Source organism: Sulfurospirillum sp. (genome assembly GCF_036802865.1).
Lineage (GTDB): Bacteria > Campylobacterota > Campylobacteria > Campylobacterales > Sulfurospirillaceae > Sulfurospirillum.
This window is the reverse complement of the sequence record NZ_DAIRVK010000001.1, coordinates 532,271-556,335: the sequence shown is the minus strand read 5'-3', so window position 1 is coordinate 556,335 and position 24,065 is coordinate 532,271. Positions and strand designations below refer to the sequence as shown.

The window sequence follows — 24,065 nt, the reverse complement described above, 5'->3', positions numbered from 1 at the left end:
CACATTTTTTTTAAAATTCACCAATCAATTGACTGAAGTTTGCCTGTTTTTAATGGAAAATGATAGGTTTTATTCGCATTTAGACGAATTATGCCCAAAGCACTCTGATTTCCAAGTTGTTTTATAAACATAATAGTATCCGGATCTTTAGCAAAACGCGGATAAAGATTCTCTCCTGATGCTGTTAATTGTCTAAGGTAGTCAGTTTTCGTTGAAATGAGATAGAGATTAAACGTATTTCTTCCAAATTCACTATCACTTTCTCTACTGGAATAAACAATATAGTTATCATACGTTGAGATTGAGTTTTTATTTTTTCCATGATAGACAAGTTTTTCAAAACTTTTATCATAAATTCCTTGTGCGAAAATATCAGGTGTGCCTAATCGATCAGAGACAAAAGCAATGCGTTTGTCATCATCAATAAAATTACCATTGACATCAATACCAGGATAATCAGTAATCTTAGTAATTTTTCTAGTTTGCAAATCATAGAGATAAATATCTGGTTGATCTTTTGGTGCCATTGTTAAGAGTAATTTATTACCATCTTTGGAAACATCTGAACAAACAATCATACCCTGACTCGAAACAATACTTTTTCTGCTACCATCTTTTAAGTCGTACTTATAGATAGTTGGTTCTGCTCCACTGTAAGAAGTGTAGAAAAATCCGCTCTGATCTGCATTTGCCCATTTTGGAAAAACATTCAAACCACCAGTTACAATGACTCTTTGGTAACTGAGCGTATAATCAGAAATAACAATTTCACTTTTCTTTGCTTCAGTATAGCGTGCAAATATAACAGACTGTTCCATCCATTTAATAGAAGGAGCTCCTGTTTGATCATTTGCATCTACAACAATTTTATGCGCCAAGAAAGGATTTCTTTTTTTATCAGCAATGCTATAAGACTTTTCAAATGTTGTTACGCCCGTTTTAGCGTTGATTAATTTAACATTAGCCGAAGCTGTATTAAAATCTTGACCTAAACTAAAACGTAAAATCATGTCCACTTTTTTATCCGATAGAAAATTTTCTAGTGGTCCGCCTTCATAGCTACTTTGTAAATATTCATCCAGTACATTAAAGTGACTACTAACACGTAAATCGCCAGCAATAAGTTTAAAAAAACTTTTTCTAAACTCTAAATCAACATTTTTTGGACTTGCATCCTGAACTGCAATTTTTGGAAGTACATCTATCTTCTTTACAATTTCTACTGTTGCATCAGCAGCAAAAGAAAAAATTGCCAAAGATAAGAAAACAACTAGTTTTTTAATCATGTTTTACTCCTTAATATCTTTAAATGCCACTGGCATTTCAAAAAGTGGACCTTTTTCATACTTTGGAAATTCCACTGATTCCATAGTTTTAAGGAACTCTTTGAGCTTAGTGTTAAATTCGTTATTATATGCCAAAGAAGCTATTTTGTAACTAAAAACACCTTTATCACTAATTTGAATCACAACCTTAGCTACATTGCCATTTTCAGTATCTATAGTTTTTTGCCAATTTTCTTCCAATATCTCTTGTACCTTTCCAATAAATGGATCATACTCGCCACCTTTCTTCGTATCTACCAAATGTTTTTGCTCTGAGAAATTTAAAGAATTCGCAATTTTAGATGCTGCACTTTCGCTTTTTTCTTTTGTTTCATCTTTATTAGGTTTGATACGTGTCGGAGCTGTTTGAGTTTTTTTCTGTTCTTTTGCTTCTGGAGGTAACTTTGAGGTATTAATGTCCTCAAAAAGTCCTCTAAGCGATTGGCTTTTTACAGCTTCTTTAGGAGATGAAGCAACTTTTTTCTCTTCAGCAGGTTTTTCTACTGGCTTTACAACGGGTTTTTCAACCTCTTCTTTTTTACGTTCCTCTTTAAGCTTTTCAGAATCATTTTTTTTACGCTCAACCAAAGCAACATTCATTGGATCTTTTTGTGAAGTATAATTTTTGATGGTATCTTTATGAGAGCTTAAAACATAAACAAGACAAATTAAAAGAAAAATATAGAGGAGGATGGACAGAATCCATCCAAGAGAGGCATATTTATTAACACTTGACACAGTATCTATCCATTCGTTTCTAAAGATACGTTAGTAAAACCAGCCTGTTTAATAGTTTTGAGTACAAACATTACATCTTTGTAAGAAAGACCTTCATCCGCTTTAATATAAACAATACTCTTAAGTGGATACTTACTTTTTTGCATCATAAAACTATCAGGAAATTCTGCAAGCATAAAGCTATCATTCTTGATATAAACTTTGCGGTCTTTCGTTACCCGTATCTCAAGTTCAGGAAGTTTACTAACAACTGATGATTTACTGCCATCAGGAAGTTTAATGACCTCTTCATACACCAACGCTGGAGTTGTTACCATTAAGATAGCTAGAAGTACTAGCATAATATCAACTAAAGGGGTAATATTTAGATCAGGTACTTCATCCAATTGACTCATCATTAGCTATCTCTTCTTGTCTCATTGGCAGAAAGCAAAATATCTACTTCTCTTTGTACATATACAATAACTTCATATGCTTTTCTTCGAAGAAATAAATTTGCACTGTATGCAGGAATAGCTACAAAAATACCTGTAGCAGTTGCAACTAGAGCTTCACTGATAGCTGGTGCAATAACGCCTAACGAGGCACTACCAGACTGACCAAGTCCGCTAAAAGTTTCCAAAATAGAAACAACGGTTCCAAACAATCCAATAAAAGGAGCTGTTGAAGCAATAATAGAAAGCATCCATAAACCGCTGGTTGCATTTTTTTCGGCTACATTTTTACATACATTTAGAAGTTTTTCAGAAGCCCCTGCTGCACTTGAACATTTTCGCAAAATCGAATCATCACGAACATTTTTTGCACCCATTAACATTGACTCTAGTGAACTCTTTTCAATAGAAAGCCAATGTCCTAAGTACAAATATCGACTGAAAAAAATACCAAATGTAATAACAAAATAAGCTGATAGCCAGATCAAGATGACCCATGTAAAAAAACCACTTCTTGCAAAATAGTTCAAGAATAATTCAAAAGATGACATAAGATTTAAAATTTCCTTGTTTTTGCAATAGATTCAATTTTTGCAGTAGCCATAGCGATAGCAATATCTGAATCACTAATACTCTCTAAGAGAGCTTTAGCGGCTTCTAATGATCTTGCAACTTCACTTTCGTTAGCACCACCAATTGAAACTGCGCCATCGGCTAAAACGGTTACAGAATTTTCATCTACTTTCACATGTCCCCAATTAATAGCGACAACATCGTGGTTCCCATCTTTTAGCTCAATATCAATCACGCCCGCTTGTAAAAGCGTTACTAATGAGGCGTGGTTTGGAAGAACTCCAAACTCACCCTCTTTGCCTGGAAGCGTAACACTTTTTACATTGTTGGCAAAAATCTGACCCTCAGGAGTCACAATTTCCAATTTTAATGTATTCATTTTTTAACCTTATCGCTTCTTAGCTTTTTAGTTTTGCAGCTTTCTCAATAACTTCTTCAATACTTCCTACCATATAAAAAGCAGCTTCTGGTAAATCATCGTATTTACCTTCCAAAATACCTTTAAAGCCTGCAATTGATTCTTCAAGTGTAACGTATTTTCCTGGGCTTCCTGTAAATACTTCCGCAACGAAGAATGGTTGAGATAAGAAACGCTCAATTTTACGAGCACGATCAACCGTAACTTTATCTTCTTCACTGAGTTCATCCATACCAAGAATTGCAATGATATCTTGAAGATCTTTGTATTTTTGAAGAACCGCTTGTACACCACGAGAAACGCTGTAGTGTTCTTGTCCTAAAATATCTGGATTGAGCATACGTGAACTTGAATCCAATGGATCAACCGCTGGATAAATACCTTTTTCTGCAATTGAACGATTAAGTACAGTAGTTGCATCTAAGTGAGCAAATACAGTTGCAGGAGCTGGATCTGTTAAGTCATCCGCCGGTACGTAAACTGCTTGAACAGAGGTAATTGAACCTTTTTTGGTTGATGTAATTCTCTCTTGGAATTTACCCATTTCACTTGCAAGCGTTGGTTGGTAACCTACCGCTGAAGGAATACGTCCAAGAAGTGCAGACATCTCAGCACCTGATTGAGAGAAACGGAAAATGTTATCGATAAACATCAATACATCAAGTCCCATTTCATCACGGAAGTACTCAGCCATTGTAAGACCAGTAAGAGCAATACGGTTACGTGCTCCTGGTGGTTCACTCATTTGTCCGTAGCACAGTGCAACTTTATCCAAAACGTTAGAGTCTTTCATCTCGTGGTAAAGGTCATTTCCTTCACGAGTTCTCTCTCCAACACCTGCAAATACAGAGTAACCACTGTGTTTGAATGCAACGTTGTGAATAAGTTCCATAATAATAACGGTTTTACCAACACCAGCACCACCGAATAGTCCAACTTTACCACCTTTTGCATAAGGAGCAAGAAGGTCAACAACTTTAATACCTGTTTCAAAAATTTCTGATTTAGTACTTTGCTCTTCAAATTTTGGTGGTTCTCTATGAATTGACCATTTTGTTTTACCAGCAACAGGTTCACCTTGATCGATTACATCTCCAACAACGTTAAAGATACGACCCAAAACTTCTTCACCTACTGGAACTTGAATTGGATTTCCTAAAGCTTTAACACTGATTCCTCTTGTTAAACCTTCACTCATATCCATCGCAATTGTTCTTACACGGTTGTCGCCTAAATGTGCTGCTACTTCAAGAATTAACTTTTGTTTCTTGCCTTCTACTTCATAATTCACTTCAATCGCTTCATTGATTTTAGGAAGGTAGCCATTAAAATCGACGTCAACAACTGGACCCATAATCTGGCTGATTAATCCATTCATTGAATATTCTCCTTTTATTTTTTACAAACAGTTTATTTCATAGATTCTACACCACTGATAATCTCAATGAGTTCAGTAGTAATAGACTCTTGTCGAGCTTTATTATACGCTAATGTTAAAATACCAACACGCTCTTTTGCGTTATTTGTCGCATTTTCCATTGCTTGCATACGTGCGCTGTGTTCAGCCGCCAATGAATCAATAAGTGCATAATACATATTGTATTCAAAATATTTTTGTAACAATGAGTCTAAAATTTCTTCACCACTTTCATCAGGCTCTAATTCCATTAAAGAGCTTGTTTCAAGGGTGTTAATAGGAGTTTGTACTGGGACAACATCCACAATTTTCAACTCTTGTGAAATCATATTTTTATAACCATTATGGATTAGAATAACTTTGTCTGTTTTACCTTCGACAAAATCATCAATAGCACTTTTGATAATTTCTTGCGCTTTTTCATAACTTGGAGATGAACTTACCCCTGCATAAGAGGTTAAAAGTTCTACACCTTGGAAATTAAAAAATGCCATGCCTTTTCTTCCAACAGCACGTAGTCTGACCGTTACTTTTTTCTCTGCGTAGTCCGCTAAGAGGTTACGAACAGCTTTAATGGTTTGAATATTAAAGCCACCACATAGACCTTTGTCGGCTGTCACGAAAATAACATCTACTGTACCTGGAGTTTCATTTTTATCAAAAAAACGACTCTCAACCGCACCATTTTTATACTGGTTGATTTTATAAGCAATCTCAGAGAGTACCTCGTTAATTTTAACGGCATACACACGAGATTGTTTAGCGGCCATTTCGGCTCGTTTCAACTTTGCAGTTGAAACGAGCTTCATAGCACGTGTTGTTTTTTGAGTATTTTGAACACTCTTAATTTTTCTTTTTATCTCTTTAAGGTTTGCCATAGCTTATCCTTACTTAACTGCAAATGTCGCTTTAAACTCGCTCAATGCCTTATGTAATTGCTCTTCAAGCTCTTTATCAATCGCTTTTTTAGCCTTTAGTTGTTCAAAAATATCTGGATATTTTGCTTCAACATAAGAGTTAAGTTCTGCTTCAAAACGCCCTACTGATTTAACATCAATACTGTCTAAATAACCTTTTGCACCTGCAAAGATAACAAGTACTTGCTTTTCAATTGCAATTGGAGCATAAGGAGGTTGTTTCAAGAGTTCAACCATACGTTGGCCTCGCTCTAACTGTTTACGACTAGATTCATCAAGATCACTTGCAAATTGAGCAAATGCTTGAAGTTCACGGTATTGTGCAAGATCAAGTCTCATTGTACCTGCTACTTGTTTGGTTGCTTTAATTTGTGCGGCACCACCAACACGAGAAACAGAAAGTCCTACGTTAATCGCTGGACGAATACCTGAGTTAAAGAGGTCTGACTCTAAGAAGATTTGACCATCTGTAATTGAAATAACGTTTGTTGGGATATATGCAGATACATCACCCGCTTGTGTTTCAATGATTGGAAGAGCTGTTAGTGAACCAGCACCTAACTCATCATTAACTTTTGCAGCACGCTCAAGAAGTCTGGAGTGTAGATAGAAAACATCACCAGGATATGCTTCACGACCCGGAGGACGTCTTAAAATCAATGACATTTCACGGTAAGCAACCGCATGTTTAGAAAGATCATCATAAACGATTAATGCATGTTTACCACTATCTCTGAAATATTCACCCATAGAAACACCTGCATATGGCGCCAAGAATTGCATTGCAGCAGAATCACTTGCACCTGCATTAACAATAATAGTATATTCCATTGCACCGTGCTCTTCAAGTTTTTTAACAACTTGAGCAACAGTAGATTGTTTTTGACCAATTGCAACATAAATACATGTTACATTTTGACCTTTTTGATTGATGATGGTGTCGATTGCAATGGTTGTTTTACCTGTTTGTCTATCACCAATGATAAGCTCTCTTTGTCCTCTACCAATTGGAACAAGTGCATCGATTGCTTTAATACCTGTTTGAAGTGGTTCATGAACTGATTTACGCGCCATAATACCATGTGCTTTTTCTTCAACGAAACGTGTTTCAGTTGCATTGATTGGACCTTTTGCATCAATAGGATCACCTAATGAGTTTACAACACGACCCACAAGTGCTTCACCTACTGGAACACGAAGAAGTTTTGCCAATCTTTTAACAGAAGAGCCTTCTTTAATTTCATTACAACTACCAAGAACAACGATACCAACGCTTGATTCTTCAAGGTTAAGTGCCATTCCTCTCTCGCCATTTTCAAACTCGACCATTTCACCAGCCATCACGTTTTTTAAACCATAAACGTTAGCAACACCATCTGCTACAGAAATAACTTTTCCTGTCTCTTCGATGTCAACATTGAGCTCAAAGTTTTCAATACGTTCTTTAATGATTGAACTGATTTCGTCAGCTTTCATTTTTGCTCCCACAAACTACTCCTTAACTTTCTTTTTATCTATTATTGTTATTAAATTGCTTTTAAGATATGCTCTGTCATTTGAGCTTTAAGTCGCTCAACTGAGAAACTCACTTCTACACCCAAATCATCCAGCTCAACTTTAATCCCTGGATAACTATTTTCATTAACATTCAATTTTATTTTAGCATTGAATTTTTTACTAAAATTCTCTTCTAGCATTGAAATTTGTGCTTGACTCATTTTAAAGTTTGTTGACACACTGCCTTCGAAAGTATTATTTTTCAAAGAGAGTTGATATTTTAACTCTTTGATCACAATAGGGATCAATTTTAATCGATCATTATTACTGAGCAATCTAATGAAATTTTGGAATTTCATATTTTTGTTTTCAACTAAAGATAAAACTAACTCTTCTTTAGCTTTTGAAGAAACATCAGGAGAGAGAACAATGTTATTAAATTTCTCTAACTTAAATGCTTCAACCACTTGAAGTAATAGCCCATATACTTCTGCTAATTCGCCATCATCACATCCACTCATCAGAGCATTAACATATTTTTTTGCTATCGCTCCACTCATTATGCAACCTTCTTATTGACAATTTTAACGATTTCGTCGTTATCAAGAGCAATAGATCCCTCTCTAAACATCTCATCTAAAACTTCACTCACGATTACTCTTTGCATTTTACGACGCTCAATAGTAACACGATCTTCAAATACTTTTTCTAAGCCTTCAATCTCAGCTTCTGCTTCAAGGGCAACTTTATCAGCTAATAAAACTGCTTCTTTTTTAGCAGTTTCAACAAGCACTCTTGCATTTGCTTTTGCCTCTTCAACTTTTTGAAGTGCAATTTCTTTTTTGCTATTAGATTCTTTCAGTTTTACTTGAATCGAATCTAATTTCGTTGCAATTTCAGTTTTTCGTCCAACATACCATTGTTTAGCAGCATCTGCTACATAATAGTACATAATTGCAGCGAAAATTAAAAAGTTAATGGTTCTAGGCAAAATATCCGTTGATCCACCACTTTCACCACTATTGGCTAAAAGCGCTATTGGAGCTAACAAGAGTAAAAAATAATTCATTTTCATACAGTTACTCCTTAAATATGGCTCAGTTTAGCAGCAACACTCTCTTTGAAAAGAGGCATTTGTGCCAACAGACCATTTTTAAACTCATCTTTTTCTGACTCTAACGCTTTAAAAAATGCTACACTTTGAGCTTCAAGATCACTCTTTTTTTGCTCAACTTTTTTTGCAGCTTTTTCTTTAGCCTCAGTCAATGCAGCTTCTCTAATTTTTGCTGCCTCCACTTTGCCCTCAGACAAAATCGTTTCTACTTCTTTATAGTAGGCTACAACGTCACTGGCATTTTTTCCTGCATTTTCTAAATCACGATTAATAGAGTTATTTCTATTGTCGATAAACTCCAAAAGGGGTTTATAAAGCGTTTTGTTAAGAAGTATTAACAAAACTAAAAATACAGTTCCAGTCACCAGTAACAGTGCTGGGATAATATCCAACATATTTCTTGCTCCTTTAGCTCGAGATCAGACTCAATTTTTAAGATTTTTTTAGCACAAACAAGATTGCTGTATCAAAATTTTGCGCGAATTGTAACACAGCAAAGGAAAATAGTTTATTAAATTAACGCAAACAACTAATTATCTTACTTTAATTGCTCCAAAAAAGTATAAATTGCTTCACCGTTTTTAAAATGGATTGTAATTGTATTAGCTTTTGGTGTAGCCTCAAAACCAAGCTCTTTTAGCCTACTTTTAAGTGTTTGGAGTTCTTCGGGAATAGCAGGGCTGGTCTTTTCTTGTTTACCAGTTGTTTCATCAGCGCTTTTGAGCTTTTTAACTAATGCTTCGGTCTCACGAACACTCAGTTTTTGACCTAAAATCGTATTAACAATCGTCTCTTCATCTTTAGGATCAAGTCCAACAAGCACTTTTGCATGGCCTTGAGAGAGAACGCCTTCTGCGAGATATTTTTTAGTTTGATCACTTAGGCTTAGTAACCTTATTGTATTGGTGATTTGTGTTCGGCTCTTGTGAATAATCTCTGAGAGTCCATCTTGAGTTATTTTATACTCTTCAATCAACTCTTTGTAAGCAATTGCTAACTCTACAGGATTAAGATCTTCTCTTTGAATATTTTCAATAAGCGCTAATTCGCGCAGATTTTTCGATTCAATGTCTGCGACAATCGCTTTAATCTTTGTAAAACCCGCAAGTTTCGTAGCACGTAAACGACGTTCACCTGCGAGAAGCATATAACTATCATCTTTAGCAACAACAATAATTGGTTGCAACAATCCATGACGCTTAATTGATTCACTGAGTTCTTTTAATGCTATTTCGTTAAAATGAGTACGTGGCTGATAAGGGTTTGGGACAATACGTTCAACATCAATTTCACGTACTAAATCTTTCGCTTGCTCAATATCTTGTTTGTAAGCCTCTTCTACATCCTCAATAATGGCACTCAGTCCTCGTCCTAAGACTTTCTTTGCGCTCATCACCTTAACTCACTAAAATTGAATTAGCAAGATTTTGGTACGCTTTAGAACCTGGAGATTCGACATCATATAAGATTATAGGTTTGCCGAAACTTGGAGATTCTGCAAGTTTGATATTACGTGGGATAACCACATAAGATGCACTCTCTTTATCAACAAATAGCTTGCTCTTAAAATGCTCTTTAAGGTCTGCGAAAACTTGTTTTGAGAGATTATTTTGGGTACTGTACATTGTTGGTAAAAAGCCCTTAATCTCTAGTGTTGGATTGATCGTTTTTTTAATCAATTTCACAGTATTGAGTAACTGCGCTAAACCTTCTAATGCAAAAAACTCGCATTGGATAGGAATAATCACTGAATTTGCTGCACTAAGTGCATTGATAGTAATACTTCCAAGTGCAGGAGGCGAATCGATAATAATATAATCGTATTGATCTTTAATCTCTTCAATTTTTGTTTTCAAAATAAGCTCGCGCCCTTTAGTGTTGTTGTCGTAAAATTCTTTTTCAACACCCACAAGACCAATATTGGAAGGTGCGACATGTAACGTTGAAAGTGATGTCTCAAGAATGACTTGCGAGAGACGTTTTCTGCCAATAAGAACGTGATAGATGTTGTACTCATAGTCACTTCTGTGAAAACCAAGACCTGTTGTAGCATTGGCTTGAGGATCGATATCGATCAATAATACGCGCTTTTCAGCAACTGCTAAGGAGGCAGCCAAATTGATAGCAGTGGTTGTTTTACCAACACCGCCCTTTTGATTTGCTATCGCTATAATCTCACTCATCGTAAACTGTACACCTTTTTATTTTCTAGCTCTATAGAGCCATCATCACACAATATCGCGTCACGCAACGAGACCAATTTGCCATCTAAATGGAAAGAGAAGTTTCTATTTTGATCAAATTCTATCTTATATTTACTAAAAACTTTCTTCCACGATATTTTTTCCTCAACCTTTTCAATCAAACCTTCGGCTAAAGTATTTGGTGTAACGATGATATCTAAAGTCCCAAAATTTTCAGGTGCAATACGAATATTAAGTCCAATAGAACCTACAATAATCGCACCTATTTTTGAAGTGATCATTCCCCCAACTTTTTTTTCATCACAGTAAAAATCATTGGGCCATTTCAACCATACTTTCGAGCCTTTCTCTTCTAAAATTTCTTTCATTAAAACAGAAAAATAGATAGAGACTGAGGCAAGTGGTAAATCAAATGGCAACTGTTTCTCTTCTACACAAAAAGAAAAAAAGAGATTTCCTGTTTCGCCAACCCAACTGTTACCACGACTTCCCACACCTTTGGTCTGCATCGTAGCTCCAACACCACATGGTGCAAGAAGTGTACCATCTCGTAGTTTTCCAATAAGATATTGATGTGTCGATTCAAGAGAATCAAACCAGTGGATCACCAATGTTAAGCCTTTTCCCACGAATATAATCAAGTGCACTCATCGCATTTTTAGAGACCGGTTGAAGCGTTTTAAGAAGCAACGAGCCTTGTTTACATGTTATCACAACACCATCAGACGTTATTGCTTTAACAACTCCTGAGATTACCTCATTTTCGTGACTAAAAAGACTGAGATCCATGAGTTTTAAACCAGAGTCTATAAAAAGCCCTGGCCAAGGGGTGAGTGCTTTGTAACGGGTAATAATATCTTGAACATCTTGATTAAAAGAGACTAATCCATCTTCTTTTTTTATTTTTTTACAATGCGTTGCATTGGCACTGACTTGTGTAAGAGGAGAGAGTAAGCTGAAATTTTTCAGTGTTGTGATGATAAGTAATGCTGCCAAATCTGCTAGTTTGTCAAATAAGGCAGAAGCATTATGCTCTGGCGTAATTTTCAAATAAGAAAATCCCAACATAGCTCCAGTATCAAGGCCTTCTTCCATCAACATTGACGTAACACCTGCGTACGCATCATTGGCAAGAAGGGTGGATTGGATAGGACTTGCTCCACGATATTTGGGTAGCAGTGATGCGTGAAGATTGATACAAGGGGCAATATCTAGCACTGCTTTAGGCAATATTTGTCCATAGGCCGCAACCACAATAAAATCAGGCTGATATGAAGCTATTTTTACTTGCGCTTCTTCCAAACGTAATGTTTTGGGCTGATAAATTTCAATCGAAGTATTCTGTTCAAGAAGCCATGCTTTGGTATGAGGAGGTGTTAAAAGTTGTTTTCGACCTACAGGCTTATCTTCTTGGGTGATTAAAAGTACTACTTCAATCCCAGCGTCCTTAAGTAGTGCTTCTAAGATAGTTGTTGCATAAGAAGGTGTGCCCATAAAAACAATGCGCATCTTAATCCTTACAGGTAAAGAGTGTTCCGCCGTTATGAACGCCCTCCAACATATAACTTTTTACATCACTGAGATCAAATCCACTGGCAATAAACATTGACTTGCCACGCTCTAGTAAAAAGTCCGCGGCTTTAAGTTTTGTTACAATACCACCTGTTGCAAAAGCAAAATTGGCTGACTTTTCAACTTCAAGCTCTGTTGGTTCAATCTCATGGACAATCTTACGCATAATAGCATCGGCATGTTTATGGGGATCTTTATCGTAATAACCATCAATGTCAGAGAGCAAAATAAGAAGATCTGCCTCAAAATAGTATGCTACACGTGAAGAGAGTTGGTCATTGTCGCCAAAAACAAGCTCTTCGGTTGCCGTAGCATCGTTTTCATTGATAATTGGAAGTATGCCATTTTCGAGAAGCGTATCAATCGTACACTTTGCGTGATAGCAACGTTTTCGTGAGTCAAAATCATCCGCAGTTAAAAGAAGTTGCGCACCACTTTTGCCAAATTTCTCCAATTTTTTATTGTACGTTGCCATAAGTTGTGGTTGCCCTACCGCCGCAATTGCTTGACGATTATGTAATAATTTCTTATCAAGCTTTAAAATAGAATAACCCGCAGCTACAGCACCGGAAGAGACCAAAATAACCTCATACTTTTCCATAAGTGCGACAATAAATTCTACTAAATTAAGAATACGCTCTTTGCATAAACGGTTTTGCTCGCTGAGTACATGCGTACCAACCTTAACTACTACTCTTTTCATCACGAACCTTTGTTATAACATCTGATAGGGCATATTTGATAGGATCAATATTGATCTTTGAAACAGAAGAAATTGGCATAACAAAAAATGGTAATGCACGTTCTCTCTCATGCACATCTTGACAATAAGAATGCAAATCTTCTCGTACTTTATACTTAGAAGCAAACCCATTAGCTTCAAGATCTAGTAACTTCAAAAACTGATCTACTTTTTCATTGGTTTCTTCAGGGCTTAATGTATCACAACGTGTAAGGGCAATCGCATAATCACGAAGCGCTAGTTTTTCTGAAAATTTTCGTAACTCTTGTTTAAGCGTATAGTACTGTTCTTTAAGATCACGGTAATTTGCAAGATCGACCATGAAAAGTAAAAATTTTGTACGTTCAATATGACGTAAAAATTCAATACCTAGCCCTTTACCTTCACTCGCACCTTCGATAATTCCAGGAATATCTGCCATGACGTAAGAACGAAAATCGTCTGTCACAACAACACCTAATTTCGGGGTGAGTGTTGTAAATTCATAGTTAGCGATCTCTGGTTGTGCATTAGAAAGAACTGAAATTAGTGTTGATTTTCCTACATTTGGGAAACCAACCAGTCCAACATCTGCAATAAGCTTCAACTCTAGTTTGATCGCTTTGGTCATGCCTGGACGTCCAGGTTGAGCAAATTCAGGTCTTTGATTAGTTGAGCTCTTAAAGTGTGTATTTCCAAGACCACCCATACCGCCTTCTAAGAAAAGCTTTTTGTCAGTATCTTCTAAAAGATCTAAAAGAATTTCACCTGTTTCAGCATCTAAGACTTGAGTACCAGGGGGGACAGTGACCACAAGGTGCTCTCCCATTTTACCGTACATTTTTCGCCCCATACCTGCTTCACCATTTTTGGCTTTGAGGTGTTGATTGTTTCGGAAATGCGAAAGTGTGTGAGTATTTTTATCAATTTGGAAATAGACATTGCCACCACGACCGCCATCACCACCATCAGGACCACCTTGAATAACATGTTTTTCCCTACGGAAAGAGACACTACCAGGTCCGCCTTTACCAGAGCTAAGTGTGAGTGCTACATTGTCTATAAACATCGTAAAAACCTTTTAATATGTAGAGTAATACCTTTAATCATTACATGTAATCGTATAATCATTAGAGGTATTTTTTTGTTTTTGAGGAGAAAAAAGTAGGTGGAGCGAACTCCACCTGTAAATTACAAACTTGCGGGGATAACAGAAACTTTGTTTCTTATTTTATCTTTACGTTGAAATTGTACAAAACCATCAATCAATGCATAGATAGTGTGATCAACACCAATACCTACATTATTTCCAACATGTACTTTTGTTCCACGTTGGCGAATAATAATATTGCCTGCACGTACAAATTCGCCACCAAATTTTTTAACACCCAGTCTACGTCCAGCTGAGTCTCTATTATTCTGGGTACTTCCCTGACCTTTCTTGTGAGCCATCGGTTACTCCTAATCTTTATGTATCTTAATTGGAGTTTTTAAACTCCTCTTCATGCTCTTAAAGCAAAGCTTTTCAAGCGATATTAGCCACTATGGCACTAAAGCTTGCCAACCTAAATTGGCAGAATTTTCTATTGTTTTTTGTTAAGCTTTAATGCTTACAACTTTTACTCTAGTATATTGTCTTCTAAAACCACGTTTAACTTTTGAGTCTTTACGTCTACGTTTTTTGAAAGTGATAACTTTTTTGTCTTTGCCTTCAGTAACAACTTCTAGTTCTACTGTAGCACCACTGACGAATGGGGCACCCACTTTAAGTTCGCCATTGTTCACAGCTAAAACTTCCGTCACTACGATTTTCTCTTTTGGCTGAGCGTCAAGTCTATCGACATTTAAATAGTCGCCTTCTTGAACTTTGTACTGCTTCCCGCCATTTTTTATAATTGCATACATGCGTATGTCCTTCTTGGGAGAGATTTATTTTGAGGTTGGATTGTACCTAAACCTTCTTTAAGGTAATATTAAAATAAATCCTACCTACAGGATCAAACTAAAGTACCATATCGGTATAGTATTCAATCTGTGCTTTTTTCAAGATACGAATAAAGTTTGTACTTCCCTCAACACCTGCAGGATAGCCAGCTGTGACAATATAAGATTTTTCTTTATCGATCAATCCACGTTCAATACCTTTTTGAAGTGTTTTACCAAGCATCATATTGAGATTACTTGCTTCAATATTCATAATCGGTTTAATACCCCAAGCAATGGTTAAAGAGCGTGCTGTTCGCTCATCGTGTGTAACCGCATAAATGTCTGCTTTAATGCGGTAACGTGCTAATTTACGTGCTGATTTTCCTGAGCTGGTCAGTGAAATCATAGCCTCAACACCTAAACGATCTGCGAGACGTGCTGTTGAAGAGGAAATGATATCGGTTTCATCCAAGAAAGGATAGACTTCAAATTTTCCATATGGGTAAATTGCTTCAATCTCTTTAATAGTATTAGACATAACCTCAACAACATGAATAGGATTTACGCCAATAGCACTCTCTTCGGAGAGCATAACAGCATCTGTTCCATCAAGAACAGCATTGGCAACGTCACTAATTTCTGCTCTGGTCGCCATCTCTTTTTCAGCCATGGAGAGAAGCATTTGTGTTGCTGTAATAACCGGTTTAGAAGCAGCATTTGCTTTGGCAATCAATCTTTTTTGAATACTAGGAACCTTATAGTAAGGTACTTCAATACCAAGATCACCCCTTGCAACCATAATGCCATCACTGACTTCTAAAATTTCATCAATTTTTTCAACCGCATCAAATTTTTCAATTTTTGCAAAAATATGCGCACGTGATTTATGCTCTTTAAGAATTTTACGTGCATGTAAAACATCTTTAGCGCTTTGAACAAATGAAACGGCGACAAAGTCAACACCATGTTGCGCACCCCATAAAAGGTCAGCCTCATCTTTTGGTGTAATGACTTCGATGTTAATTACAGTATTCGGGAAATTGACACCTTTATTGGACGAAAGTTTACCACTGTTCTCAACCTCAGTTACAATTTTTGTGTCTGCTTCAATAACTTTTGCTCTAATATTGCCGTCATAAAGATAAATGTACTCACCCTCTTTAAGCATGTCTAAGATTTGAGGTTGATTGATGCAAAGCTCATACTTGCCCTCTTCAATTTTTTTACCGACAATTTGGTCTTTGGTAAAATATAACTTGTCGCCTACTTCTAAATGAAAGTCTTCTTCTAACTTACCAACACGAATTTTAGGGCCACAAATATCTTGCAAAACACCTACTTTTTTTTGTACATTTTTTTCGGCTTCTCTAATCTTTGCTAATGTGCTTGCATGGTATTCATGGGTTCCATGACTGAAATTGAGTCGAAATACGTTAACACCAGCTCTAATTAATCCCTCTAAAATCTCTACGCTATCACTTGCTGGTCCGACGGTTGCTAGGATTTTTGTCTTTTTATCCATATCTGTTTCCTTTTTCAAAATGAGTTCTATTCTATCACTTTTTTGTTACAAAATTATATCATAAGCGTTACAGGTAACGCCTAAAGTTATGATGAAGTTTTGTACATTGTGTCTTTTCCCATATCATCAAATAAAAGCTTATAAATCTGCTCTGCTCTACTTTCAATATACTCAAAGGAATGCGCCTTTTTACATAATCCTATAAAATGACTCATAACTGCTTCATTAATTTTAATTTGTGCTTTTAGTAGGGCCTGAAGAAGATAGGTGTATCGCTCACTGCCATACGTTACCTCTAAATGATAGGTATCGATCACTTTTGCAGCATCTACTTCCCATACATGCCACTCATAAGGAAGCTTTTTTCGTAATATTTTTTTAAGTTTTTGAGTTGCTTTTTTAAAAACATCAAATTTAATAGTGTAACTGGAAAAGAAAATTAAATCTTCAAGTTCTTTATTTTTTTCTAAAGAAATTTCATTTGCGACATACGCACTGATGGCATTATCGATATCTGCAAAACGAGATTTCATCGGTATTCACACCTCATATTTTTCTTAATTCCTCATTATAGCGTTAGATCCATTCAATAAAATTAAAAGCTTTCTGTGGTATCATCTCTACTCATAATCCTAATTAATATAAATGGTTGAACTAAGGCAATGACAAATACTATCCAAAATTCTATTCTCATTTTTAACTACAACGAATCTATTCTTGAAAATCGCAATACTGTTTTATGTAATACCATTCTAGGACAAAAAGCTACTTTGAAAGAAAAAGGCATTAAAGGTATTTTTATTTCCTTAAAAGATGCACCTTATTCACCGCTTGTTAAAGAAGATCCCAATCTAGCAAACCTCGTTAAACAACTTGAAAAACTCAGTCTCACGATTGATATTCCACTATCGATTGGTGACTACAAACGAGATACTTTTACCTATCTTAGAAAACTTAGTTCCGATACATCGGTAAAACTTTTTCAAAATATTAATGTAGCCCTCCTCTTCTTTAACCCAAAAGCACTTAAAAAAGAGCTTGCCGTACTCATTTATGATGACGATAAAGTAAATGCCGATAAAATCTCAAGTGAACTTGTTAAGCTTGGCTATTCTATTGTCCATGCACATGATGCTGAAGATTTTAAACTCAAAGCATCTGCAAAGAAATACGATATGACTATTACACATACGGCTATCAATCAACTTAAAAGCAAACCTTCAACTTCCCAGAGTTTAGGGCTTTCCAAAGAACTTATTATTAATCTACCTGTCTTTATTGACACTGCGGTTAATTCTCTTGTTACGATTACAGGACTTGAAGCACAAAAAATTAAACACGAAATAAGACCTTTTAATGAAAAAATTCCATCGCAAGTCATTATCGCTGCGATGAAATTTAAAGGCGATATTAGTGGTGTTTTCTTTCTTGTTTTTCCACGAGAACTTGCTTTAATTTCACTTGAAGCAATGCTTGGAGAGGCTGTTGAATACGATGATACAGCAGCGATTGTAGATGGTGTCGCAGAGCTATGCAATATCATTACAGGTGGAGCAAAAGTCATCTTCTCTAACAAAAAACTCAAAGTTCTTTTTGAACTGCCTAAAACCTATCTCTCTTTGCAAGTAGCCCTAAGCGATACACTAGGATCCAATGGTGTTTGGATCGATATGCAATTGGATGAAAAACCTTTTTACATGTTTATCACAAAGTAGTTATTTTTTTTGTAAAAACCGCAATGCCTCTGCAAGAGGAAGATCTTCCTCTTCTTTTCCATGACTGACTTCAATATTAGGAATTACTCCACTAGGCCAAACACTTTTCCCTTTAGGTGTACTCCAACGCGCTGTTGCAAATTTAACCGCAGAAGTGTTGGTGCTCAGAGGGAAAAGTGTTGCAAAGGTGTCTTTACCAAAAGTGGGTGTTCCTATGATAGTCGCACGATTATACTCTTGTAACACAGCAGCAACAATTTCGGAACTACCTGCAGAATCACCATTCACCAAGATGACTAAAGGGATCGTTTTTAAAAAACCGAGTGCTTCAATTTTGTCAGCATACTCGCTCCCTTCATAATCTTGTGGCGTGTTTTTATACTGCTTCTTTCCCTCTTTACTGCGACCTTTTACGGTTAAAATCAGCTTTTCATTTTCTAAAAATAGAGAAGTTATGGCAATACCACTGTTCAAAATGCCACCAGGATTATCACGAAGATCCAATATCATACTATTGATTTTGCGGTGTTGCGCTTCGTAAAGAACTCCGATATCTTCTAACATTTCAGGTAATGCATCTTGTGCAAAGGAGCTAATTTTAACATATGCGACATCGTGTTCAAACATAAATGAACTAATGAGGTCAATGTTAACAACTTTGCGTGTTAATTGAAGCTCAATGGGCTTAGAACTCTTGGCTTTTAGAACAACGAGTTTGATTTTAGTGTTTGGTGAACCTCGAAGCTCCGCAACAACTTTATCAAAACCAAGATCCCGAACAAGAACACCGTCAATTTGGACAATTTCGTCTCCCTTTTTAAGATTTGCATTTTGGGCAGGCGAGTCATCAACAACAGATTTTACAAGAATACGGTTACGTTTTTGTGTAATAAACAGACCAATACCAGCAACTGGCTTAGAGCTTAAATAGAGTGTTTCGTACTCTTCTTCATTTAAATAGCGTCCGTTTTTATCAATGCTTGTTACCATTCCTTCCAAACAGCTATCCATGAGCTGTTTTTCATCAAAAGAATGAATGGATTCTTCTTTAATTTTTTGTACAACTTCTTGATAAAAAAGGTAAGGATCATTGGGAGTACTTCCAGCACTTAAAACTATTTCCATTACGACTAAAAAACAAAAAAACAATCTCAAATATACATCCTTTATCTTTTGAATAGCTATATAGTACTACTTTTATTTTATTTTTCCAAAAGTAAAACTTAAAAAACAACCTTCTCCTCTAGCATAATACGCATTGGTTGCATCAAAGAATTTTCAAAACCTAAGCGCTCATAAAAGCGATGTGCTTCATAATTGTCTTTGTCTGTTAAAAGTGTAATACGTTTGCAGCCAAACTTTTTTGCATATACAAGGCTATGTTCAAGTAACAACGTACCACCGCCTTTGCTTTGCCATAAAGGATCAACAATCATATCTTCTAACATAGCAACTTTTCCACCTAAAGCCGTACTGATCGTCCATAATAAACTAGCCATCCCAATGATATTTTGCTCAGATTTAAGGACAAAAATAGTACCAATGGTTACATCTTCTAAAATCTGCCTCAGTCCATCTTTTTGAACATCACGGTTGGGGATAAACTCAGCTTCTTTGGAAAACAACACGGTCAATAAATCAATCAAACGCTCAATATCTGTGAGCTTTGCCTCTTCAACAACCAGCATAGGACTCCTTTCTCGTACTATAATTGTAACATAGGAACCTTTTTTGCTTGTTATAATCATAAAGCTATAAGGAGTCTTTGATGACTATCAACGATACTCAAAACAAAATCAATACATTGTTTGGTGCAACACCTTCAACAACGAAAACTGAAAACTCCGCCGCACTTTCAACTTTTGAGGAAGAGTTTCAAAAACAACTTGCAAGTAACAGCAGTACAAACTCAAATCCAAATAAACCAGCTGCAACAGAACTAAGTGAATCCGATGCCATGGTAGAAGAGTTCAAAAATACATTGGGTAAAAAAGGTGCGCTGACATTCTTGCAAGATTATAATGCTGATAAAATTCAAAAGATACTGGATGAAAAGAAAGCGGAACTTATGGATAAGTTAGGGCTTAGTGATTCAGCCCAGCCATCACTCACAGGCGATGCAAGAAGTGAAGCACTTTCTACATTAGATCAAATGATGAGTGACTTTCAAAAACAGCTTATGGAAAAATTGAATGCAGACGATAAGCTTTCACAACAAAACACTATGCTGAGTACTTTCTTACAAAAAATGAGTTAACGTTTTTGCAACACTAAAATAGTTTTATCAGGCTCGTCACCAAAAAGCGTGACGGACTTGGTAGAGCAGAGTTTGAACGCTTTTAATTTCTTAAAAAATGAAAGTGCATGAAAATATTGGGTAATGATACCCTCTTCTTTACGGTAAAACTCACCCTCTTTTTCAAACAAAACAATTTTCGTTAAAAGCTCTTTATTGGAGAATGTGGCATCAACGCATAAAAACTGATCGCCTTTGTCTTGGCACATAACGCCTTCCGCTACCCCTTCAAAACCATATAAGGTATTGATATCGCACACAAAATAGCCCTCTTTTGGCAATACTCTTGCAACTGCTTCCAAAAAAGATTCTAATTCGCTAAGCGAAATATAATTCAATACATCTGCAATAGCCACAACACATTCAAAACTTTCTGACTCAAATTCATCCAACTCTTTAGTACTTGCACGCACACCTATAGCAATGGCACGTTCAACCATAGCAGCACTTCGATCAATTCCACACGCTTCAAACTGTTCGCGGTGCAAGTGCTTTAAAAACTTACCATTACCGCATCCAACATCTAAAATAGTTTTTACATGTAAAGATTTTAGCAGTGCCAAATACGTTTGATAGAGTGTTTCATACTGTTCATCGAAGCCAATGAGAGATTCGATTTTTGCGTAAAGATCAAGAGGATTTATCATATGTTAGCTTTATTTGGGGCTTTGAATTCAAAGCCCCAGTAAGATTTAGTCAACCAATTCTTTTTTGAAGAGTGTTTCATCAAATGTTTTGCCTAAGTAGTCACAAACGATTCGAATGTCACGTCTAGCATTACCAAGACAGCTTGTTGCACCTGGACTTGGTGTCATATTAAAGATGATACCCGTACCTGGGTTGATACTTGCTTCGCCAAGCATCAATTTTTTCTCTGTTTTGTTGATAACTTGAGGTCTTACACCACCAAAGTTATGCGCATACTCAAGCTCATCAAGTTGTAATGATGGAACAATTTTACGTGCATCTTTGATGAAAAGCTCTTTACCAAATTTAGGAATTTCAAAGAAAAAGTTTCTAAAGATATAATTTCTAATATCACTATCTTTCATCAAATCATAAAAGACTTTTGCGACTTTTCCATCAAACTGTAATGTTTGCCAGAAATCAAGATACGTACCACCCGTATAGCGTTCCAATTTTGGAAGTACCAATGCGGTTGGTCCAAAACGAGTACAGCCATCGGCTAAAATATCAGGATCACCATGCAATGCTGCAAACGGAAGTTTTGGGTGTTGTACCATGTAAACTTTACCATTGAGCATTTTTTTCTTGGTCATATAAAAACTACCCGCAACTGGTAAACACGCAAAGTCAAGACCAAAACCCATTTCATGAGCAAGGTATAGTGAATGTGCGCCGGCATTAACAACCACAAAATCAGCGGTAAACGTTTGATCTTTGGTCATAACAACGTGCATATCACCCAGTTTTGTAATGTTGGTTACTTGAGAATTCAAAAAGACATCAGCAACTTTACCTTCAACTTTTTGTGCTTCACTAACCAAACTCTCCGTCATAGCACCAAAATCTACGGTACTAAACTCTCCACCTTCAACACCTACACCAATAATGTTATCAGGGCGTTCTTTACCATCAATATCGTAAATAAGCTTTGGCTCAATTTGTGAGAGTTTTTCTTTGTCAAATACTTCCAAATACGGATACAGCTCTTTGAACTCTTCGTATCGTTTTTGCATGTATGCAACTTCAGTATCGCCAACACCAATTGCCATTTTCTGATGTGCAAATAAAATTTTGCCTTCAAGCCCATGATTCACGCAGTATTTTGAAATCATACTGGCAGTCTCTTTAACTTTTTTGGCTTTTTCTAGAGTATAGTTGGTCTCTATGTCACCACAGTGAATGGTTTGCGAATTCGATGTTCCAGCAGAATTTAGTTTTGCTAGACGATCATATTTTTCGACAAGCGCAATACGCTTGACATCTGTATATTTTGCAAGCTCATAAAACAGAGCTGCACCTGAGATTCCGCCACCGACGACCAAGACGTCATAGTGATTTTTTGTCATATTTAACAACTTCCTACTCTAAGATTTTTAGGGGGGGCGATATTCTATTATAAAAATCCTATAAAAACTTTAAATGAAGTTTATTTTAGGTTTTTAAAATAAAATTTTTACTTTACTGCGATTGCTTCGATTTCAACCAGCGCATTTCTAGGCAAGGTTTTTACACCAACCGTACTCCGAGAGGGTTTATGCTCTCCAAAGAAAGAGCCATACACACCATTAACTTTTACAAAATCATCCATGTTTGCTAGAAAAATGGTCGTTTTAACCACTTTTTGTAAACTACTGCCCGCTTCGTTTAACACTGCTTGGAGATTTTCTAACACTTGGGTCGTTTGCGCTTCCACATCACCATCCAAAAAGCTACCATCAGGCTTTAGTGCAATTTGCCCAGAAGTAAACACCATGTCATTCACAACTATAGCTTGTGAATAGGGACCAATTGCAGCAGGTGCATTGGTTGTTGAGACTATCTTCATACATCTTCCTTTTCAAAGTTTTCAATCACATTTTTAAATACAGCTACTAAAGAATCTACTTCATGCAATGGACAACACTCATTGGGAGCATGAATGGTGTCATTCACCACGCCACACTCGACGGTTGCAATGCCAAAACTTCCAAAAAAACGTGCATCGCTGGTTCCTCCAGCAGTCGAGAGTTTTGGTATTGTGCCTTTTACATCTAAAAGGGCCTTGCTCATTGCGCTAACAATCAAAGAATCTTTACGTGTAACAAAAGGTTGTGCACTTTCACTCAAATGAAGGCTAAAATTTATACCTGTTAAAACGTCTTCCACGTAGGTGCGAATTTTTTCGAGATTAGTTTTTGTGGAGTTACGAACATTGAACATGATTTTAAGATTTCCAGGTGTTACATTCGAAACTTCCATACCACCTCTGATGTCCGTAATAACAATCTGTGAAGGGGTAAAGAATTCATCCCCTGCGTCTAATAAATGTCCTGCTAGTTTGTGTAAGATGGGTGCGATTTGGTGTACGGGATTGATTGATTTTTCAGGGTATGCTGCATGACCTTGTTTGCCTATTATTTCGATCACGCCGTTAATGGAGCCTCTTCTGCCTACTTTAATGGCATCACCAAACACAACTTCGCTGGTCGGTTCAGCAACAATCGCATAATCGGGTAAAAAAGAGCGGATTTTTAATGCATTGAGTACTTCAATGGTGCCGTGTTTTGCATCACCCTCTTCATCACTGGTCAAAAGTGCAGAGAGTGTACCATGGAAAGTTTGTGTCTCTTTGAGCGCTTGTAAGAATGCACACACACCGCTCTTCATATCTTGTGCCCCTCTGGCATAAACAATGCCATTTTTTATAAGAGGCTCAAAAGGTTCACTTTCCCAACCATGACCAGGAGGGACAACGTCAATATGACCAGCAAAACAAAGGTGTGGACCTTCGCTAAAGCGTTTATATAAAAAAATGTTTTTCGTCTCTTCAACATTTATTTCAATGACTTCAAAGTCATTCAGATACTCTTTTATAAATGTAAATGCGCCTCCATCGTTTGGAGTGACGGAAACAAATTGTAAAAGTTTTAAAAAAAGTTCTTCTGTTTTCACCATAATACCTTCATTATAAAAGAGTCTTGTTTAGATTTTTGTTATTTTTAAGTTTATG

General features: G+C 36.4%; 29 protein-coding genes. 2 read left to right on the top strand and 27 right to left on the bottom strand.

Annotated features, from left to right (window positions below; genetic code table 11):
• Positions 1-17: 17 nt before the first annotated feature.
• From tolB to V7Q04_RS02755, 21 genes are all read right to left on the bottom strand, one after another.
• On the bottom strand, positions 18-1,283 hold the full coding sequence (gene tolB, locus V7Q04_RS02855) for a Tol-Pal system protein TolB (RefSeq protein WP_333803694.1): 1,266 nt from the start codon (positions 1,281-1,283) through the stop codon (positions 18-20).
• A gap of 6 nt (positions 1,284-1,289) precedes the next feature.
• Positions 1,290-1,925 carry a TonB C-terminal domain-containing protein gene (locus tag V7Q04_RS02850; protein WP_333803396.1) on the bottom strand — a complete coding sequence of 212 codons (636 nt, stop codon included), beginning with the start codon at positions 1,923-1,925 and terminating at the stop codon, positions 1,290-1,292.
• Positions 1,926-2,068: 143 nt separating this feature from the next.
• Positions 2,069-2,461 carry an ExbD/TolR family protein gene (locus tag V7Q04_RS02845; RefSeq protein ID WP_333803395.1) on the bottom strand — a complete coding sequence of 131 codons (393 nt, stop codon included), beginning with the start codon at positions 2,459-2,461 and terminating at the stop codon, positions 2,069-2,071.
• Positions 2,461-3,048: a MotA/TolQ/ExbB proton channel family protein gene (locus tag V7Q04_RS02840; protein WP_333803394.1), complete on the bottom strand. Its 588-nt coding sequence runs from the start codon at positions 3,046-3,048 to the stop codon at positions 2,461-2,463. The genes V7Q04_RS02845 and V7Q04_RS02840 overlap by 1 nt, the downstream gene beginning before the upstream one ends.
• A gap of 5 nt (positions 3,049-3,053) precedes the next feature.
• Positions 3,054-3,449 (bottom strand): ATP synthase F1 subunit epsilon, encoded by a 396-nt coding sequence (gene atpC / locus V7Q04_RS02835; RefSeq protein ID WP_333803393.1) that lies wholly within the window; start codon positions 3,447-3,449, stop codon positions 3,054-3,056.
• Between the two features lie 19 nt (positions 3,450-3,468).
• Positions 3,469-4,866, bottom strand: coding sequence for a F0F1 ATP synthase subunit beta (gene atpD / locus V7Q04_RS02830; protein WP_333803392.1), 1,398 nt, complete (start codon positions 4,864-4,866; stop codon positions 3,469-3,471).
• 32 nt (positions 4,867-4,898) lie between these two features.
• The gene (atpG, locus tag V7Q04_RS02825) at positions 4,899-5,783 is read right to left on the bottom strand and encodes an ATP synthase F1 subunit gamma (RefSeq protein WP_333803391.1); all 885 of its coding nucleotides are present in this window, start codon (positions 5,781-5,783) and stop codon (positions 4,899-4,901) included.
• Positions 5,784-5,792: 9 nt separating this feature from the next.
• Entirely contained in the window at positions 5,793-7,298 is a 1,506-nt protein-coding gene (atpA, locus tag V7Q04_RS02820) for a F0F1 ATP synthase subunit alpha (protein ID WP_333803693.1), read from the bottom strand.
• A 50-nt stretch (positions 7,299-7,348) separates the two neighbouring features.
• Positions 7,349-7,879 carry a F0F1 ATP synthase subunit delta gene (locus V7Q04_RS02815; RefSeq protein WP_333803390.1) on the bottom strand — a complete coding sequence of 177 codons (531 nt, stop codon included), beginning with the start codon at positions 7,877-7,879 and terminating at the stop codon, positions 7,349-7,351.
• Positions 7,879-8,394: a F0F1 ATP synthase subunit B gene (locus V7Q04_RS02810; protein ID WP_333803389.1), complete on the bottom strand. Its 516-nt coding sequence runs from the start codon at positions 8,392-8,394 to the stop codon at positions 7,879-7,881. Before V7Q04_RS02810 ends, V7Q04_RS02815 begins: the two co-directional genes overlap by 1 nt.
• Before the next feature lie 11 nt (positions 8,395-8,405).
• Positions 8,406-8,828 carry a FoF1 ATP synthase subunit B' gene (locus tag V7Q04_RS02805; RefSeq protein WP_333803388.1) on the bottom strand — a complete coding sequence of 141 codons (423 nt, stop codon included), beginning with the start codon at positions 8,826-8,828 and terminating at the stop codon, positions 8,406-8,408.
• 143 nt (positions 8,829-8,971) lie between these two features.
• Positions 8,972-9,826, bottom strand: coding sequence for a ParB/RepB/Spo0J family partition protein (locus V7Q04_RS02800; RefSeq protein ID WP_333803387.1), 855 nt, complete (start codon positions 9,824-9,826; stop codon positions 8,972-8,974).
• Between the two features lie 4 nt (positions 9,827-9,830).
• Positions 9,831-10,616, bottom strand: a complete 786-nt coding sequence (locus tag V7Q04_RS02795) for a ParA family protein (protein WP_025343857.1) — start codon at positions 10,614-10,616, stop codon at positions 9,831-9,833.
• Entirely contained in the window at positions 10,613-11,266 is a 654-nt protein-coding gene (locus V7Q04_RS02790) for a biotin--[acetyl-CoA-carboxylase] ligase (protein WP_333803692.1), read from the bottom strand. Before V7Q04_RS02790 ends, V7Q04_RS02795 begins: the two co-directional genes overlap by 4 nt.
• Positions 11,229-12,146 (bottom strand): methionyl-tRNA formyltransferase, encoded by a 918-nt coding sequence (fmt, locus tag V7Q04_RS02785; RefSeq protein WP_333803386.1) that lies wholly within the window; start codon positions 12,144-12,146, stop codon positions 11,229-11,231. The genes V7Q04_RS02790 and fmt overlap by 38 nt, the downstream gene beginning before the upstream one ends.
• Position 12,147: 1 nt before the next feature.
• The gene (gene proB / locus V7Q04_RS02780; protein ID WP_333803385.1) at positions 12,148-12,912 is read right to left on the bottom strand and encodes a glutamate 5-kinase; all 765 of its coding nucleotides are present in this window, start codon (positions 12,910-12,912) and stop codon (positions 12,148-12,150) included.
• Positions 12,893-13,999, bottom strand: coding sequence for a GTPase ObgE (gene obgE, locus V7Q04_RS02775; RefSeq protein WP_333803384.1), 1,107 nt, complete (start codon positions 13,997-13,999; stop codon positions 12,893-12,895). The genes proB and obgE overlap by 20 nt, the downstream gene beginning before the upstream one ends.
• 122 nt (positions 14,000-14,121) lie before the next feature.
• Positions 14,122-14,382, bottom strand: a complete 261-nt coding sequence (rpmA, locus tag V7Q04_RS02770) for a 50S ribosomal protein L27 (RefSeq protein ID WP_025343852.1) — start codon at positions 14,380-14,382, stop codon at positions 14,122-14,124.
• A gap of 144 nt (positions 14,383-14,526) precedes the next feature.
• Complete coding sequence (gene rplU / locus V7Q04_RS02765; protein WP_333803383.1) at positions 14,527-14,835, bottom strand: 50S ribosomal protein L21; 309 nt, start codon at positions 14,833-14,835, stop codon at positions 14,527-14,529.
• A gap of 97 nt (positions 14,836-14,932) precedes the next feature.
• Positions 14,933-16,378, bottom strand: a complete 1,446-nt coding sequence (gene pyk, locus V7Q04_RS02760; RefSeq protein WP_333803382.1) for a pyruvate kinase — start codon at positions 16,376-16,378, stop codon at positions 14,933-14,935.
• Between the two features lie 86 nt (positions 16,379-16,464).
• Complete coding sequence (locus V7Q04_RS02755) at positions 16,465-16,911, bottom strand: hypothetical protein (protein WP_333803381.1); 447 nt, start codon at positions 16,909-16,911, stop codon at positions 16,465-16,467.
• A 129-nt stretch (positions 16,912-17,040) separates the two neighbouring features.
• Here V7Q04_RS02755 and V7Q04_RS02750 point away from each other — a divergent pair, with 129 nt between their 5' ends.
• A complete protein-coding gene (locus tag V7Q04_RS02750) occupies positions 17,041-18,093 on the top strand; it encodes a chemotaxis protein CheX (RefSeq protein ID WP_333803380.1) in 1,053 nt (350 codons plus the stop codon).
• On the opposite strand, the gene V7Q04_RS02745 is transcribed toward V7Q04_RS02750, so the two are convergent.
• Positions 18,094-19,248, bottom strand: a complete 1,155-nt coding sequence (locus V7Q04_RS02745; protein WP_333803379.1) for a S41 family peptidase — start codon at positions 19,246-19,248, stop codon at positions 18,094-18,096. It abuts the gene before it with no gap.
• Between the two features lie 68 nt (positions 19,249-19,316).
• Positions 19,317-19,781, bottom strand: coding sequence for a GNAT family N-acetyltransferase (locus tag V7Q04_RS02740; protein ID WP_333803378.1), 465 nt, complete (start codon positions 19,779-19,781; stop codon positions 19,317-19,319).
• A gap of 80 nt (positions 19,782-19,861) precedes the next feature.
• Here V7Q04_RS02740 and V7Q04_RS02735 point away from each other — a divergent pair, with 80 nt between their 5' ends.
• Positions 19,862-20,350 carry a hypothetical protein gene (locus tag V7Q04_RS02735; RefSeq protein ID WP_333803377.1) on the top strand — a complete coding sequence of 163 codons (489 nt, stop codon included), beginning with the start codon at positions 19,862-19,864 and terminating at the stop codon, positions 20,348-20,350.
• On the opposite strand, the gene V7Q04_RS02730 is transcribed toward V7Q04_RS02735, so the two are convergent.
• The 4 genes from V7Q04_RS02730 to dapE form a co-directional block, all read right to left on the bottom strand.
• The gene (locus V7Q04_RS02730; protein WP_333803376.1) at positions 20,347-21,036 is read right to left on the bottom strand and encodes a class I SAM-dependent DNA methyltransferase; all 690 of its coding nucleotides are present in this window, start codon (positions 21,034-21,036) and stop codon (positions 20,347-20,349) included. The two genes, V7Q04_RS02735 and V7Q04_RS02730, sit on opposite strands and share 4 nt — an antisense overlap.
• A gap of 45 nt (positions 21,037-21,081) precedes the next feature.
• Complete coding sequence (locus tag V7Q04_RS02725) at positions 21,082-22,422, bottom strand: FAD-dependent oxidoreductase (protein WP_333803375.1); 1,341 nt, start codon at positions 22,420-22,422, stop codon at positions 21,082-21,084.
• A gap of 107 nt (positions 22,423-22,529) precedes the next feature.
• The gene (locus tag V7Q04_RS02720; protein ID WP_333803374.1) at positions 22,530-22,901 is read right to left on the bottom strand and encodes a RidA family protein; all 372 of its coding nucleotides are present in this window, start codon (positions 22,899-22,901) and stop codon (positions 22,530-22,532) included.
• Positions 22,898-24,010 (bottom strand): succinyl-diaminopimelate desuccinylase, encoded by a 1,113-nt coding sequence (dapE, locus tag V7Q04_RS02715; RefSeq protein WP_333803373.1) that lies wholly within the window; start codon positions 24,008-24,010, stop codon positions 22,898-22,900. Before dapE ends, V7Q04_RS02720 begins: the two co-directional genes overlap by 4 nt.
• Positions 24,011-24,065 lie beyond the last annotated feature (55 nt).